At 33.6% G+C, this 15,974-nt stretch carries 21 protein-coding genes and 1 riboswitch; all 21 genes read left to right on the plus strand.

Going from position 1 to position 15,974, the window contains the following annotated elements; genetic code table 11:
* Positions 1–88 precede the first annotated feature (88 nt).
* The 21 genes from rpiB to AC2LE6_RS03145 all read left to right on the plus strand — a co-directional run bounded on the left by rpiB (position 89) and on the right by AC2LE6_RS03145 (position 15,972).
* On the plus strand, positions 89–532 hold the full coding sequence (rpiB, locus tag AC2LE6_RS03045; protein ID WP_484477773.1) for a ribose 5-phosphate isomerase B: 444 nt from the start codon (positions 89–91) through the stop codon (positions 530–532).
* Between the two features lie 2 nt (positions 533–534).
* The gene (upp, locus tag AC2LE6_RS03050) at positions 535–1,161 is read left to right on the plus strand and encodes a uracil phosphoribosyltransferase (protein ID WP_484477774.1); all 627 of its coding nucleotides are present in this window, start codon (positions 535–537) and stop codon (positions 1,159–1,161) included.
* Positions 1,161–1,394, plus strand: a complete 234-nt coding sequence (locus AC2LE6_RS03055) for an AtpZ/AtpI family protein (RefSeq protein WP_484477775.1) — start codon at positions 1,161–1,163, stop codon at positions 1,392–1,394. The genes upp and AC2LE6_RS03055 overlap by 1 nt, the downstream gene beginning before the upstream one ends.
* A complete protein-coding gene (locus tag AC2LE6_RS03060) occupies positions 1,381–1,755 on the plus strand; it encodes an ATP synthase subunit I (protein WP_484477776.1) in 375 nt (124 codons plus the stop codon). Before AC2LE6_RS03055 ends, AC2LE6_RS03060 begins: the two co-directional genes overlap by 14 nt.
* Complete coding sequence (locus AC2LE6_RS03065; RefSeq protein ID WP_484477777.1) at positions 1,748–2,443, plus strand: F0F1 ATP synthase subunit A; 696 nt, start codon at positions 1,748–1,750, stop codon at positions 2,441–2,443. The genes AC2LE6_RS03060 and AC2LE6_RS03065 overlap by 8 nt, the downstream gene beginning before the upstream one ends.
* Positions 2,444–2,486: 43 nt before the next feature.
* Positions 2,487–2,750, plus strand: coding sequence for an ATP synthase F0 subunit C (atpE, locus tag AC2LE6_RS03070; RefSeq protein WP_484477778.1), 264 nt, complete (start codon positions 2,487–2,489; stop codon positions 2,748–2,750).
* Between the two features lie 26 nt (positions 2,751–2,776).
* Positions 2,777–3,301 carry a F0F1 ATP synthase subunit B gene (gene atpF, locus AC2LE6_RS03075; protein ID WP_484477779.1) on the plus strand — a complete coding sequence of 175 codons (525 nt, stop codon included), beginning with the start codon at positions 2,777–2,779 and terminating at the stop codon, positions 3,299–3,301.
* Complete coding sequence (atpH, locus tag AC2LE6_RS03080) at positions 3,301–3,816, plus strand: ATP synthase F1 subunit delta (protein WP_484477780.1); 516 nt, start codon at positions 3,301–3,303, stop codon at positions 3,814–3,816. Before atpF ends, atpH begins: the two co-directional genes overlap by 1 nt.
* A gap of 12 nt (positions 3,817–3,828) precedes the next feature.
* Complete coding sequence (atpA, locus tag AC2LE6_RS03085; RefSeq protein WP_484477781.1) at positions 3,829–5,337, plus strand: F0F1 ATP synthase subunit alpha; 1,509 nt, start codon at positions 3,829–3,831, stop codon at positions 5,335–5,337.
* Positions 5,338–5,349: 12 nt separating this feature from the next.
* Entirely contained in the window at positions 5,350–6,231 is an 882-nt protein-coding gene (atpG, locus tag AC2LE6_RS03090) for an ATP synthase F1 subunit gamma (protein WP_484477782.1), read from the plus strand.
* 13 nt (positions 6,232–6,244) lie between these two features.
* A complete protein-coding gene (gene atpD / locus AC2LE6_RS03095) occupies positions 6,245–7,651 on the plus strand; it encodes a F0F1 ATP synthase subunit beta (RefSeq protein ID WP_484477783.1) in 1,407 nt (468 codons plus the stop codon).
* 11 nt (positions 7,652–7,662) lie between these two features.
* Entirely contained in the window at positions 7,663–8,055 is a 393-nt protein-coding gene (gene atpC, locus AC2LE6_RS03100; protein ID WP_484477784.1) for an ATP synthase F1 subunit epsilon, read from the plus strand.
* Positions 8,056–8,158: 103 nt separating this feature from the next.
* Positions 8,159–8,234, plus strand: a riboswitch (cyclic di-GMP riboswitch).
* Between the two features lie 82 nt (positions 8,235–8,316).
* Complete coding sequence (locus AC2LE6_RS03105) at positions 8,317–9,576, plus strand: sensor domain-containing diguanylate cyclase (protein ID WP_484477785.1); 1,260 nt, start codon at positions 8,317–8,319, stop codon at positions 9,574–9,576.
* A gap of 182 nt (positions 9,577–9,758) precedes the next feature.
* Complete coding sequence (locus AC2LE6_RS03110; RefSeq protein WP_484477814.1) at positions 9,759–10,427, plus strand: biotin--[acetyl-CoA-carboxylase] ligase; 669 nt, start codon at positions 9,759–9,761, stop codon at positions 10,425–10,427.
* Positions 10,424–10,963 (plus strand): biotin transporter BioY, encoded by a 540-nt coding sequence (locus AC2LE6_RS03115; RefSeq protein ID WP_484477786.1) that lies wholly within the window; start codon positions 10,424–10,426, stop codon positions 10,961–10,963. Before AC2LE6_RS03110 ends, AC2LE6_RS03115 begins: the two co-directional genes overlap by 4 nt.
* Before the next feature lie 107 nt (positions 10,964–11,070).
* Entirely contained in the window at positions 11,071–11,298 is a 228-nt protein-coding gene (acpP, locus tag AC2LE6_RS03120; protein ID WP_484477787.1) for an acyl carrier protein, read from the plus strand.
* Between the two features lie 77 nt (positions 11,299–11,375).
* On the plus strand, positions 11,376–11,819 hold the full coding sequence (accB, locus tag AC2LE6_RS03125) for an acetyl-CoA carboxylase biotin carboxyl carrier protein (RefSeq protein ID WP_484477788.1): 444 nt from the start codon (positions 11,376–11,378) through the stop codon (positions 11,817–11,819).
* Entirely contained in the window at positions 11,819–13,180 is a 1,362-nt protein-coding gene (locus AC2LE6_RS03130) for an acetyl-CoA carboxylase biotin carboxylase subunit (RefSeq protein ID WP_484477789.1), read from the plus strand. Before accB ends, AC2LE6_RS03130 begins: the two co-directional genes overlap by 1 nt.
* A complete protein-coding gene (gene accD, locus AC2LE6_RS03135; protein ID WP_484477815.1) occupies positions 13,167–14,051 on the plus strand; it encodes an acetyl-CoA carboxylase, carboxyltransferase subunit beta in 885 nt (294 codons plus the stop codon). The genes AC2LE6_RS03130 and accD overlap by 14 nt, the downstream gene beginning before the upstream one ends.
* Positions 14,051–15,007 (plus strand): acetyl-CoA carboxylase carboxyltransferase subunit alpha, encoded by a 957-nt coding sequence (locus AC2LE6_RS03140; protein ID WP_484477790.1) that lies wholly within the window; start codon positions 14,051–14,053, stop codon positions 15,005–15,007. Before accD ends, AC2LE6_RS03140 begins: the two co-directional genes overlap by 1 nt.
* Positions 15,004–15,972 (plus strand): beta-ketoacyl-ACP synthase III, encoded by a 969-nt coding sequence (locus AC2LE6_RS03145; protein WP_484477791.1) that lies wholly within the window; start codon positions 15,004–15,006, stop codon positions 15,970–15,972. The genes AC2LE6_RS03140 and AC2LE6_RS03145 overlap by 4 nt, the downstream gene beginning before the upstream one ends.
* Positions 15,973–15,974 lie beyond the last annotated feature (2 nt).

The following is a 15,974-nucleotide window of genomic DNA, read 5'->3' on the forward strand; positions in this document are numbered from 1 at the left end:
GTATTGCATTCAAATCAAGTTTTGTTATAATACTTATAGTATATGTACGAATTAAATTTATAAACGCTTTCAGAAGGAGCTGAGAATTATGAAAATAGCAATGGGATCAGATCATGGTGGGGTAGGTCACAAGGAAAGAATTAAGAAGTTTTTAGAAGACCAAGGACACATTATTACTGATTATGGTACAAACTCTGGAGACAGCGTAGATTATAATGAGTATGCAATAAAAGTAGCTACAGCAGTAAGCAAACATGAAGTAGACAAAGGGATACTTGTATGTGGTACTGGAGTGGGTATGAGTATTATGGCAAATAAAGTTGAAGGTGTTAGAGCTGCACTTGTACACGATTTATTTACAGCAGAAGCAACTAGATTACACAATGACTCAAATGTATTAGCAATGGGTGGACGTGTGATTGATGAAGAACAAGCTGTGAAAATAAGTGACATTTGGGTTAACACACCTTTTTCAAATGAAGAAAGACATCAACGTAGAATCAACAAAATTAACAAGTATAAAGGAGAATGATTATGGGTAAAGTAGTAATATTAGATCATCCGCTTATTGATCATAAAATGGCAATAATTCGCGATGTGAAAACTGACACTAAAAAGTTTAGAGAGAATGTCAATGAAATTGGAGGACTTGTAACTTACGAGATTACTAGAGATTTAGAAACAAAAGAAATACAAGTTCAAACACCTATTACAACAACAACATGTAAAGTACTTAAAAAAGACGTTGTAGTAGTACCAATTCTAAGAGCTGGTCTTGGTATGGTTGACGGAATCCAAATGATTATTCCAACTGTCAAAATTGGACATATTGGAATGTATCGTGATGAAGAAACATTAGAACCTCATGAGTACTATGCAAAGTTCCCTGAAGAAATTAAAACAGGAACTGTATTAGTTGTAGACCCTATGTTAGCAACTGGTGGTAGTGCATGTATGGCGATTGACGCTGTAAAGAAAAGAGGAGCTGTTGATATTCGTTTCGTTGGATTAGTAGGATGCCCAGAAGGTGTAGCAATGATTCAAAAAGAACATCCAGACATCGATATTTATTTAGCGGCAATGGATGAGAAATTGAATGAAGTTGGATACATTGTTCCAGGATTAGGTGACTGTGGAGATCGTTTGTTCGGTACGAAATAATGAAAAGTAGTCAGAAAAAAGCACTTAAGATTTACAGTGTTGTCAGTAGTTTCATTTTTGAGATACTGGTTACTGTAGGACTTGGATTTGCGATAGGATACTTTTTAGATTTATGGTTACACACTGTATTTCTATTTAAAATTATCTTCATCGTAATTGGTGTTTTTGCTGGTATTCGAAATTTAATCGTTCGAGTGAACAAAGTGGAGGAAACAGACGATGACAAACTATAATGCATTTACAAAAACTTTTCCTTTAACAGTTATCTTTACAGCTGTTGTTACATTAACTCTTGTCATTTTCAAGCAATCAGAACTAGGTATTTCGTTCTTACTTGGAAGTGTTACCAGTTTATGGGCAATGAGCATGCTTTATAAGTCTAGTGCAAAAATAATGAAAGAAGATCAAAAGCAAGCGAAGAAAAAAGCAATAATTAACTATGCACTTCGTTTTGCCGTATACGCGATTGTTTTGGTTTTAGCGTATATGAGACCTGATTTTAATTTCTATGCAGTAGCGGCCGGATTATTCTCGTTTAAATTAATGTTATATCTTAGTATATTCTTGGACAGAAAGGGTGAAATGAATGAGTAATATACTCAATTTTGGACCAACAAGTATGGGATACGATGGATTGAACTGGATCTATTTTACAAATGGTATGAAATCATCACTGATCATTACTGGATTTATTATGATCATGACAGTGATTATTGGATTACGTGTTAAAAAGATGCAGACAACTCAGATTCCCACAGGAATTACGTTAGTTTCAATTATCTTTGTTGAAAGTATAAACAATATGATGCATGACTTCTTTAAGAAGCATTGGCGTAAGTTTACACCTTTAATGATGACAGTGTTCTTATATTTGTTATTCGCAAATATGGCATCACTAGTTGGATTAACAACACCATTATCAAACATAAATGTAGCACTAGGATTTAGTGCACTTGCATTTGGTTCTATCCAAGTAGCGGCAATGTTTATTAAAAACCCTTTTAAACACGCTAAGGGAATGTTAGAACCACACCCGGCGTTCTTACCGATTAATCTAATCGGAGAGATTTCAACGCCATTTGCGATGGGACTTCGTTTATTTGGAAACATGTTAAGTGGATCAATTATCGGAATCATCGTATATGGATTAACAAGTTGGTTAGGAGTAGTATTTGGAGCCTTCTTATTACATCCAATATTTGACATATTCTTTGGAGCGATTCAAGCATATGTATTCTTCATGTTATTCTCAATATTTATGAGTATGGCAGTAGAAGATTAATTAAGGAAAAAACTATAATACAAAAATTAGGAGGAAATAGAACATGGGTAATTTATTATTTTTAGCAGCAGAGTATAACGAATTTTTCGTACAAGGTTTAGCAATGGTTGGTGCAGGTATCGCTGTACTTACAGGAATCGGGCCTGGTATTGGGCAAGGTTACGCAGCAGGTAAAGCAGTTGAAGCATTGGGTAGACAACCTGAAGCAGAAGGTAGCATTAGAACATTAATGATTACTGGACAAGCTATCGCAGAGACTACTGGTTTATACGGTTTAATCGTAGCAATCATCTTAATCTTCGCATAATCCAATAACAAGAAGGAGGCAATTTTATGGACAAAGTTGCAGAGTCAATATCTAGTTTCATAGAAAATGCTATTAGTGTTAATCCAATTGAGATGTTAATTCAAGTATTAGCAACTCTACTATTATTTCTTGTTGTTAGATATTTCTTTTGGGAAAATATCACTGGATATTTAAGCAATAGAAAAGACTTAATGAATTCTGAAATAGAAGAAGCACAGAACAGTAACTTAGAAGCACAACAACTGAAAGAAGTTGCAGAAATTGAACTTCAAGATGTTCGTAACAGCGCAAAAACAATTATTGATGAAGCGAGAGATCGTGGAGAACAAGAACGTACTAAAATTGTAGGTGTTGCAAAAGTTGAAGCGACAAAAGTTATGACAAACGCAAAAAAAGAAATTGATAGTGAGATTGAAAAAGCAAAAAGTAGCATAAACGATGAAATCGTAAGTGTTGCTACATTGATGGCAGAAAAGATAATTAAGAAAGAAATAGACGCAGAAAAACATAAGGACTTAATCAACGAAGTCACTAAAGGGGTAGCCAATTAATGGGATACCTTGCGTTTCAATATAGTGAAGCGTTATTTAGTCTAGCAATCGAAGAAAAACAAATTGATTCTTTATTGAATGATTTTGTAGCATTCAACGATAGTTTAGATGATGAAATCTATAAATTTCTTAATCATCCAAAAATCACTAAAAAAGATAAAAAAGAAGTTGTTGGAAATGCAATTTCTAATTCATTACTAAAAAACTTTATTTACGTATTGATTGATAATTCAAGAATAGATTTATTAGATGATACATTGGTTGAATATAAAAAGCTATATGACAATCAAAACAAAGTTTTAAAAGTTACCGTTTATTCAAGCAAAGTATTGTCGGATAAACAAAAACAGAATTTAATTGATAGTTTAGAAACAAAAAATAGTCGAAAAGTAGAATTAAACAATGTTGTAGATACCACAATTGTTGGTGGGCTTAGAATTGAGTATGAGGGTATGATACTTGATGACACTATTAATAATTATTTACATAGTTTAAAGTCGAACTTATCGAAGTAGCGAGGTGAAAGAGTGAGTAAGATTAATCCTGTAGAAATCAGTTCTTTAATCAAAGAACAGATTAAGAAATACGAAAAAGAAATCAAAACAGAAAACGTCGGTACGGTAATTAGTGTCGGTGATGGGATTGCCTTAGTTCATGGACTTGATAACGCGATGAGTGGAGAGTTACTTATCTTCCCTGGAGATATTTATGGGCAAGTACTTAACTTAGAAACAGATCATGTTGGAGCAATTTTATTAGATGAATCAACTTCTGTTAAAGAGGGAGATATCGTTAAAACAACTGGACGTATATTAGAAGTTCCTGTAGGGGACGAACTAATTGGACGTGTTGTTAATGCATTAGGTCAAGCAATTGATGGAATGGGTAAAATTGAAACAAAACAAACAAGACCAATTGAACGTAAAGCAACAGGTGTTATGAGCCGTAAATCAGTAAACCAACCACTTCAAACTGGGATCAAAGTATTAGATGCTTTGGTACCAATAGGACGTGGGCAAAGAGAGCTTATTATCGGGGATAGACAAACTGGTAAAACAGCAATCACAATTGATACAATCATCAACCAAAAAGGGAAAGATGTTATTTGTATCTATGTAGCAATTGGGCAAAAAGAAAGTACAGTAGCAAACGTGTATGAAACATTAAAACAACACGGAGCTATGGATTATAGTATTATCGTAAGTGCATCAGCAAGTGAACCTTCACCGTTATTATATTTAGCACCTTATGCTGGAGTAACAATGGGAGAGGAATTCATGTTCGCTGGGAGAGATGTATTAATCATTTATGATGATTTAACAAAACATGCGATTGCATATCGTGAGTTAAGTTTATTATTACGTCGTCCACCGGGTCGTGAAGCATACCCTGGTGATGTATTCTATTTACACTCAAGATTACTTGAGAGAGCTGCGAAATTAAATGATGATTTAGGTGGAGGTAGTATTACTGCTTTACCAATCATTGAAACACAAGCTGGAGATATATCTGCATATATCCCAACAAACGTAATCAGTATTACAGATGGACAAATCTTCTTACAAAGTGATTTATTCCATAGTGGTGTACGTCCTGCGATCAACGCTGGATTATCTGTATCACGTGTTGGTGGTTCTGCACAAATCAAGGCAATCAAAAAAGTATCTGGGACATTACGTCTAGACTTAGCAGCATACCGTGAATTAGAAGCATTTACACAGTTTGGTAGTGACTTAGATGACGCTACAAAAGCACGTCTAGAACGTGGAAAAAGAACTGTTGAGATATTAAAACAAGGTTTACATGCAACAATGGATGTTGAGAAACAAGTAATTAGTATTTTCAGTTTAACAAATGGTCATTTAGACAACGTTAAACTACAAGACATATTAAGATTTGAACGTGATCTTCATGACTTCTTTGTTAATGATGATTTAGGAAGTAAACTTCTTAAAGAAATCACAGATACAAAAGGATTACCAAACATAGAACAAATGAATGATTGTATTGCTAGATTCAAAAAAGTATTTGTATAGGGTGGTGTTAAAATGGCTTCGATGAGAGAAATTAAATCACGTATCACAGCGACAAAGAAGACATCACAAATCACAAAAGCTATGCACATGGTTTCTGCTTCAAAACTAAAAAAAGCAGAACGTTCAATCAAAGGATTCCGTCCTTTAATGTTTCAACTTAGAAATATGATTGATAACCTTCTAGACACAGATGATTTAAGTCATCCAATGTTAGTTGAAAGAGAAATCAAGCAAAGGTGCTATATATTAGTTTCAAGTGATCGTGGATTAGCTGGGCCATATAACTCAAGTGTATTTAAAGCGTTTAAAGCATACGTAGAAAAACATCATGGAGATAACGATAACTTCACAGTAGCTACAATTGGGCATAAAGCTCATTCATACGCAAAACGTAACAAATACAATTTACTGAATAAAGAACCAATTAATATTCGCGATGACATTCAATTCATTGATTTTAAAGAAGTAACGGAATCGTTTATCAAAGATTACTTACACGATAAAATTGATAAAATTGTAGTATTTTATAATCACTTTATAAATACAATTTCACAACAAGTGGAACATTTCCAACTTCTTCCAATCGCCAACGGATACAGTTCTGTTACTGAAAAGGAAAAAGAAGAAGGAATGAGACTAATTTATAACTATGAACCTAGTCCACAAGCAATCATAAATCACTTATTACCAATGTATGTTGAAAATACTTTATACGGAATAATCTTAGATGCAAAAGCAAGTGAGCATGCATCAAGAATGACAGCTATGAAGAGTGCAACCGATAACGCAGAAGACTTAATTCAAACATTGCAATTACATTATAATAGAGCAAGACAAGCTGCAATTACAGTTGAATTAACTGACATCATCGGTGGTGCGAACGCAGTTAGCTAGAGGAGGAAAATTAATGAATGGTAAAATAGTTCAGGTTATGGGACCAGTTATCGATGTTAGTTTTGATGGTGAATTACCAGAGATAAACTTTGCATTAGTAGTTGACGTTCCAGCTGATAAAAATAATGGTGTACCTATTAATTTAACTTTAGAAGTTTCTCTACATTTAGGAAATAACGTCGTAAGAACAATCGCGATGGATTCAACTGATGGTGTACAAAGAGGAATGGAAGTTAAAAATACAGGTGCTCCAATAAGTGTACCTGTTGGAGAAGCTACTCTTGGTAGAATCTTTAATGTATTAGGAGACGAAATTGATGGGAAAGAAAAAGTTCCAGCTGGAACAAAATTCAGTCCTATCCATAGACCTGCTCCAAAACTTGATGAATTATCAAGTGAAATAGAAATTCTTGAAACAGGAATCAAAGTAGTAGACTTATTAGCTCCTTATATTAAAGGGGGAAAAATTGGATTATTCGGTGGTGCCGGTGTTGGTAAAACTGTATTAATTCAGGAATTGATTAATAATATCGCACAAGAACATGGTGGAATCTCAGTATTCGCTGGTGTTGGAGAGCGTACACGTGAAGGAAATGACTTATATCACGAAATGACTGAATCTGGAGTAATCAAGAAAACAGCCATGGTATTCGGACAGATGAATGAACCACCAGGTGCTCGTATGAGAGTTGGATTAACTGGTTTAACAATGGCTGAGTATTTCCGTGATCAAGAAAAACAAGATGTTTTATTCTTCATCGATAATATCTTTAGATTCACACAAGCAGGTAGTGAAGTTTCTGCGTTACTTGGTCGTATGCCAAGTGCCGTTGGTTACCAACCTACATTAGCAACTGAAATGGGTAAATTACAAGAGAGAATCACTTCTACTAAAGAAGGTTCAATTACATCAATTCAAGCAGTATACGTACCGGCCGATGATTATACGGATCCGGCACCTGCGACAACATTTACACATTTAGATGCAACTACAAACTTGTCACGTAAAATATCAGAAGAAGGAATCTACCCTGCAGTAGATCCACTTGCTTCAACATCTCGTGCATTAGCGCCTGAAATCGTTGGGCAAGAACATTACGATATCGCTCGTGAAGTTCAAAGAACAATTCAAAGATACAATGAATTACTTGATATCATCGCAATCTTAGGTATGGATGAATTAAGTGAAGATGATAAACAAGTAGTACATAGAGCAAGACGTATTCGTTTATTCTTATCACAAAACTTCCATGTTGCAGAACAGTTTACTGGACAAAAAGGTACATACGTTCCAGTAGAAAAAACAATCAAAGGATTCAAAGAAATCTTAGAAGGAAAATACGACCATTTACCAGAAGAAGCATTTAGACTTGTAGGTAGTATTGATGACGTTCTTAAAAAAGCTGAATCAATGAACTAAGGGGGAACTATATGAATATATCTGTAGTAACACCTCAAGGAGAATTATATAAAGAAGAAATAGATTATGTAGTCGTTACATCTAAAATGAATGGTGAATTCGCTATTATGCAAGGACATATTCCAATAATCAGTACTATAGATACTGGATATGTAAAAATGATAAAAGACGAAAAAGAAGTATTTGTAGTTATCATTAATGGAGTTGTAGAACATCAGAGCAATCAAATTAATGTAATAGCCCAAGAAGCTCACGTCGGAATATCAAAAGATAGTGCAATGGATCATTTAAACAAGGTTCGTGAAGAAAGACTTGCTGAGAACAAACGTAAAAACGTTGATTTCGCAAAAGCAGAACGTGAACTAAAAAAGAATGTAAAAGACGCAAAAGCAGGAAGTATTTAATCAAAAAGACAGCATATGCTGTCTTTTTTATTTATAAAATGATTGATTAATACTTCGGTTATTTGTAAAAATGAGAATGTAGTGTTATAATTAAAAGTACCAATAAAATCAAAGGTAAACTATATGCGAATATGGGGCACAAAGGTACAGAACTCAAGAAGTTTGCTGTACTTACATAATTTATTCGGTATAGGACTGATTACAAAACTATACACTTTATTAGTGTGTAGTTTTTTTATTACTAAGGGAGAGGTGATATTTATGGGGCGTAAATATTACAAGTTTCTTATATTTGTTTTGATTGCAATAGGATTATTACTAGTTATGGATTATTACAATTTTGAACTATTCCACTTCACAATAGAAATATTTACAATGTTTATTGGAGTAATGATGTTCATCATAGCTGTAAATAGTAGAGAGTATTCTGAAAAGGCTTTGTTACTGCCATTAGGTGTAGCATACCTTTATATTGGATTACTTGATTTTATGCATGCATTGTCATTTGAGGGGATGGGAATCATCAAAACGAGCACAAATATAAGTAGCCAGTATTGGATCGCTGCAAGATTTATGGAGAGTTTAGGGCTACTTGTAGTCTTGTTTACTTTCATGAAAAAGATTAAGTTAAAGTATTGTTATTCACATGTATTCGGTTTGTTTTATGTAGCAATAGTATATTATTTAATTAACTCTGAAAGATTACCTGCATTTTATATACCTGGTGTAGGGCAAACTAATTTGAAATTGATATTGGCAACTTTTGTTATTGTTTTCTTGTTGATTTCAATAGTTTTGACACAAGGTATAGAAATGAAGAGTGATAACAAGAAACTGCTTATATTGATTTTACTTCTAAAGATTGCATCCGAAGTAATGTTTACACAGTATACTGGTTTGCACGAGAGTTTCGTCACAATAGGACATATATTGAAATTTGTTTCATTTGCAGGACTTTACATACTATTTATTAGTGAGATTGTAAATAATCCATACTCGAAACTATTTAGTGTCTTTCAAACAAGAGAAGAAGAGTTAACTATTTTAGCTGAAAGAGACTCACTAACTGGCATCTATAATCACTCAACAACATTTATTAAAATTGATAAGATGTTGGCTAATATTGATGGGGATCAAGATATCGCAATTATATTGATCGATATCGATGATTTTAAACTTGTGAATGACACATATGGGCATCAAAAAGGTGATGAAGTGTTAGTTGAATTCTCTCAGATGTTATTGACTTGCGATATTCAAGGAAAAATCGTGGGTCGTTATGGTGGAGATGAGTTTGTTATAGCATGTCCTACATTAACGAGACAAAACATTGATGAAAGATTTGCGATTATTGAATCTAGGTTATTGAAATTGAATAAAAAGATTGGTATTGAATTTACGTTTAGTGCAGGAGTTGCATTCTATAATAAAGGAGATACAACCAAGGATCTTATTTATAAGTCGGATATCAAGATGTATGAGGCAAAAAGAAAAGGTAAGAATTGTCACGTCATTTGGTAAAATAATATAAAATGAGCATAAAATTGCTCATTTTTTATTTACTTAAAAATAAATTTATTTTTTTATAATGGCTTTAACAGTCCACGAAAACCTTTGTATGAATGTTGATTCATTTGACATTCAAAGTATTATATATTATGATTTCTTAATATATATGGAGGTGGTTTTTACTGAATTTTCAAATAAAATATTTTAACGAAATTGATTCGACAAACGATTATTTGAAAAAGAACTATTTGACTCAAAATCACCTAGATGTTGTGATATCAAAATCACAATCAAAAGGGCGAGGTAGAAGTGACCATGTATGGGAAAGTCCAAATGGTAACCTATACTTCAGTTACATTTTGAAGAAGGATATTTTCATCGATAATTTGTTTGTGGAAATCTCTAAGATTTCAGTCGCAATTATCAAAACATTAATGAAATATGGAATTACTGCTTCAATTAAATATCCCAATGATATTTTGGTTGGAACTAAAAAAATTGCAGGTATCTTGATGGAAACACAAGGTGCAATTGATTTAGATTATATTGTAGTCGGGATTGGAATAAATATTAATCAATCGAACTTCAATAGTCTTCATAAATTTGCCACATCAACCTATCTGGAAAATGGTATTGAATTAGATCCAAATAATGTTGCATTAAATATTATGAATGAGTATGTTAAGCCACATACATTCAATGAGTATTTGAAGCACTCAATAATATTGAATAAGAGAATCAAATTTAACAATCAAATTTTTGTTGTTAGAGAGATTTTAGAGGATGGAAGGTTATTCCTTGTCGGGAATGAAAAACTCTATGTAAGTCCAAATGAAATCAGTTTAAAGGAGATTTACGAATGAAGTTAACAACAAGAGAAATGGTATTGGTTGCAATCATCCCAGCTTTGATGGCTGCGACAGCAACTGTGAGTATACCATTAGGTGCATTACCAGCGATCACATTACAAACAATGTTTGTGTTTATAGCTGGATTATTGCTTAGAAAAGATTTAGCGTTTCTAAGTATGGTAGTTTATATCATTTTAGGAGTAATTGGTTTACCTGTATTTGCGGGTGGTACTGGAGGAGCAGGAATTATCCTTGGACCAACGGGTGGATTTATTATTGCATTCCCAATTGCCGCATATTTAACTTCAGTGTTTAAACATGTAATTATTCTAAATAACGAGTATATTAGTTTGTTTGGATTGATGTTCATCATCAACCTTATTATATATATGATTGGTGGCTCATATTTCATGTATTCACTAGATTGGAATTTACTAAGTACTGTTGCGCTTTTCGGGACTTATATACCAGGTGATATATTGAAAATAATTGCTGCAATATATGTATATGTGAACATACGTTCACACGTAACATATGAGCACTCGTAAATATGATGGAACCAAAGGTTCTTTGAACCTCAAAATAAATTGACAAGACATAAAATATACAGTAAAATTACGTATATTTTTAAGTAAAAAATAGGAGGAAACAAATTATGGTATTTGATAAAGTAAAAGAGATTATTGTTGAAGAATTAGGTGTTGAAGCAGAAGAAGTAAAATTAGAATCTACATTAAATGATGATTTAGGTGCTGATTCACTAGACGCTGTTGAGTTAATCATGGCATTAGAAGATGAATTTGAAATTAAGATTTCAGATGAAGCTGCACAAGCATTTGAAAATGTGAAGCAAATCGTTGAATTTATCGAAAGCGTGAAGTAAAGATTTTCGTCTGAAAATCTTTACTTATTTTTTCATTAAAAAAACATTTGAACATCAAAGTATTCGGGAGGAAAACAATGGATTTAAGACAAATAAAAAACCTTATGAAAGAATTTGAAGATTCTAAGATTCATAAGTTAGAGATAAATGATAAAGACTTTTCTATTAAATTAGAAAAAGAAGATGTAAAAACAGTTTCGGTGGCACAACCAGTATTACAAAGTGCTCCAGTTCAAAACGCACCTGTTTTGGAAACTGTATCTGAAGAGGCAATTGCTTCTGATTATACTGAAGTAAAAGCACCACTAGTAGGAACATTCTATCAATCACCATCACCAGACAGTGACGCATTTGTCCATGTTGGCTCAAAAGTATCTAAAGGAGATACATTGTTTATAGTTGAAGCAATGAAAGTAATGAATGAGATTACTTCTTCTGTAAGTGGTATTGTTAGATCAATCAATGTAACTGATGGTACTATGGTTGAATTTGGTCAAGTGGTTATGGAGATAGAAGAGTAGTGTTCCATAAAGTACTAATAGCCAATAGAGGTGAAATTGCAGTAAGGATTATTCGCGCTTGTAAGCAACTGGGAATTGAAACAGTTGCAATATATAGCGAAGCAGATAGAGATAGTTTACATGTTCAAATCGCAGACGAGAGTGTTTGTGTTGGAGGAGTTAGAAGTAACGAATCTTATTTAAACATGGAAAATATCATAACAGCTGCTGTGAATAAAGGAGCTGAAGCAATTCATCCTGGATTTGGATTCTTAAGTGAGAATAGTTCATTTAGTGATTTATGTGCTGAGTGTGGGATTACATTTATTGGACCAAGTGGTGAAGTAATAGATAAAATGGGTAATAAAGCCCGTGCTAGAGAAATAATGATAGAAGCAAATGTTCCTGTAGTACCTGGTAGTGATGGTGCTGTAGATAGTTTAGATGATGCAAGAGAAAAAGCTGTTGGAATAGGATTCCCTATTTTAATAAAAGCTAGTGCAGGTGGAGGAGGACGCGGTATGCGTGTTGCTTCTGATTTAAGTGAGTTTGATGTTGCTTATGAAACTGCAAGAAGTGAAGCATTAAATGGATTTGGAGACGACACTATGTATTTAGAGAAGTTCGTTTTAAATCCTAAACATATCGAATTCCAAATCTTAGCAGATAAATATGGAAATGTCGTTCATTTAGGTGAGCGTGATTGTAGTATTCAAAGACGTAACCAAAAGGTTATTGAAGAAGCTCCGAGTTTAATCAGTGATGATTTAAGATCTCGTATGGGTGAAGCAGCAATAAAAGCTGCAAAAACAGTAAATTATGAGAATGCTGGAACATTAGAATTTTTAGTAAGTGATGGTGAGTTTTACTTCATTGAAATGAATACTCGTATTCAAGTAGAACACCCAATTACTGAAATGGTTACTGGTGTAGATATTATTAAAGAACAAATCAAAATAGCAGCTGGAGAGAAACTAAGTTTTACTCAAGATGATGTTGTGCTAAAAGGACATGCAATTGAGTGTCGTATTAACGCTGAAGACCCTAAGTTTGATTTTAGACCAAGTCCAGGAACAATAGAATTACTACATGTTCCAAGCGGACATGGAGTTCGTTTTGATAGTTTTATTTATGCTGGATACAGTATTCCACCATATTACGATTCAATGATGGGTAAAATCATTGTTCATGGTGAAAATAGAGAAGACGCAATTAAGAAAATGAAAGCTACGTTAGACGAGTTACTAATTACAGGTGTTAAAACCAACCAAGACTTTTGTAATATGATATTAAATAATTTAGATTACGTTAAAGGAAACTTCGATACTGGATATATTGCTAAAAAGATAGATCAGTTGTTGGAGTATGATGAGTTTGAATAATTTAACACAAGCATTACAACAACGTAAAACACAAAAGCAAAAGTCAAATGTAGTAAGAAAACGTAACTATACAAATAGAAATATCGATGTACCTAAGGGACTTTATGAGAAATGTCCTTGTTGTAAAGAAACAGTGAACATGAAACAAACACTAGAAAATAAATTTGTTTGTAAACATTGTGGTGAGCATTTTAAAATGCGTGCTATCGATAGAATAGATTTAACTGTAGATCCTGGAACTTTTGTTGAAAAAGGTCTTGGGTATATAACTTTAAATCCTTTATTCAATGAGGGATACGAAGAAAAAATTAAAAGCTACAAAGAAAAAACAAACATTGATGAAGCATATATCTACGGATATGGTGAATTGAATGGTAACCCATGTGTTATTGGTGTTATGGATAGTTACTTCTTGATGGGAAGTATGGGTAGTGTTGTTGGTGAAAAAGTAACAAGAAGTTTTGAGTATGCAATATACAAAAAACTACCAATAATTATCTTTACTGCATCAGGTGGAGCTAGAATGCAAGAAGGGATCTTTAGCTTAATGCAAATGGCAAAAACAAGTGCTGCTGTACTAAGACATAGTGATCTTGGATTGTTATACATTAGTGTATTAACACATCCAACAACTGGTGGAGTAACTGCATCATTTGCTACACTTGGAGATATTATATTCGCAGAACCAAATGCATTAATAGGATTTGCCGGTCCTCGTGTTATTGAACAAACAATCAATCAAAAATTACCTGAAGGATTCCAAAGAGCGGAGTTCTTAGAAGAAAAAGGATTTGTAGACGGAGTAATACCTAGAGTTGACTTGAAGAATACTCTAAGTAGAGTCCTAAGAATTCATAGGAGATATAACTAATGGATATTTTACAAAAAGAGCGTAAGCTTCAAGAACTTCAAAGTAAAATTGAAGAATTAGATAATGTCGAATTAATAGGAAAGATTAAAGAAGAGATTGAGAGTTACAAAAACGAGGCAATGAGTAATTTAACAGCATGGGACAGAGTATTATTGGCACGTCACCAAGCTAGACCTACGGCTTTAGAATACATAAATTATATGTTTGATGAGTTCATCGAATTACATGGTGATCGTCTATATAGAGATGACAAAAGTATTGTTGGTGGAATCGGAACGATTAATGGAATTAATGTAACGATTATCGCACAACAAAAAGGTAAAACACTAGAAGAAAACTTAGAAAGAAACTTCGCAATGCCTCATCCTGAGGGATACAGAAAAGCATTACGATTAATGAAACAAGCAGAAAAGTTTAGAAGACCAATCATTACCCTTATAGATACACCAGGTGCCTATCCAGGACTTGGAGCTGAAGAGCGTGGACAAGGGGAAGCGATTGCGAAAAACTTAATGAAAATGGCTAGTTTTACTGTACCAGTTATCGCCATCGTTATTGGTGAAGGTGGAAGCGGTGGAGCACTGGCACTAGGTGTTGCAAATAAAGTAATGATGCTTGAAAATAGTATCTACTCAATATTGAGTCCAGAAGGATACGCAACTATCTTGTGGAAAGACGCTACACTAGCTAGCAAAGCTGCTGGAGTAATGAAGTTAACAAGTTTTGACTTAGAAGATTATGGAATTATTGATAGAGTGATTAAAGAACCACTTGGTGGAGCACACTTCAATAAAGAAGAAACTTTTAGGAATACTAAGAAAGCGATTTTAGAAGAATTAACAGAATTAGTAAAATTACAACCATTCGAACTTAGAGAAGCTCGAATTGACAAGTATAGAAACTTTGGATTCTTCCAAAGGTTTAACTATGACAATCTAGGAGGTGTGAAGCGATGATTTACACAGAGATAAAGGGTACTGGTAGTTATGTACCAAGAAAAGTGTTAACGAATGACGACTTATCAAAAATAGTAGATACAAACGATGAGTGGATAGTGTCAAGAACAGGAATCAAAGAGCGTCACATTGTGACAGATGAATTAACAGTTGATTTAGCAGAACATGCTGCAAGAAGAGCGATGGAAGACGCGAAAGTAGATCCAAAAGACATAGACTTAGTAATCGTAGCAACAGTTACACCTGACAATGCATTTCCAGGTGTTGGACAATTACTACAAAAACGTTTAGGACTTAACGAAGTAATGTGTTTTGACGTAAATGCTGCATGTAGTGGATTTATGTATGCACTAAACATTGCTGACAAAATGATTAAATCAGGAGCTTATAAAACAGCGATAGTTGTTGGAGCAGAAACATTAACAAGATTAACAGATTGGAGCGACCGTAATACTTGTGTGTTATTTGGTGATGCTGCAGGTGCAATGGTTATTGGAACTAGTGAAACAAATAAAATCAAAGATGTTATTTGTGGATCAAAATCTGATGATGAAGGTATGTTAATTTGTAATGGTGTGGATATTAAAGATCCTTATGTAAATGCAGTAAGTCAACAAGATCACATTCATATGAATGGGCGAGAAGTCTTTAAATTTGCGACAAGAATTATGCCTCAAACAATTAAAGATTTAACAGAAAGAAACAATATAGGATTAGATGATTTAAATTACATAGTTGCACATCAAGCAAACGAAAGAATAATTGATAAAGCTGCTAGAGATTTGAAATTCCCTATGGATAAAATGTTCTTGAATATTCAGAAGTATGGAAATACAAGTGCAGCAAGTGTACCACTTGCAATCGATGAAGCAATCAAAGAGAAGAAACTTAATAAAGGTGACTTATTTGCGACTGTTGCATTCGGTGGAGGTTTCACTTGGGGTGGAGCATTAATTGAATTGTAGGA

This window comes from Candidatus Izemoplasma sp. (assembly GCF_982632705.1).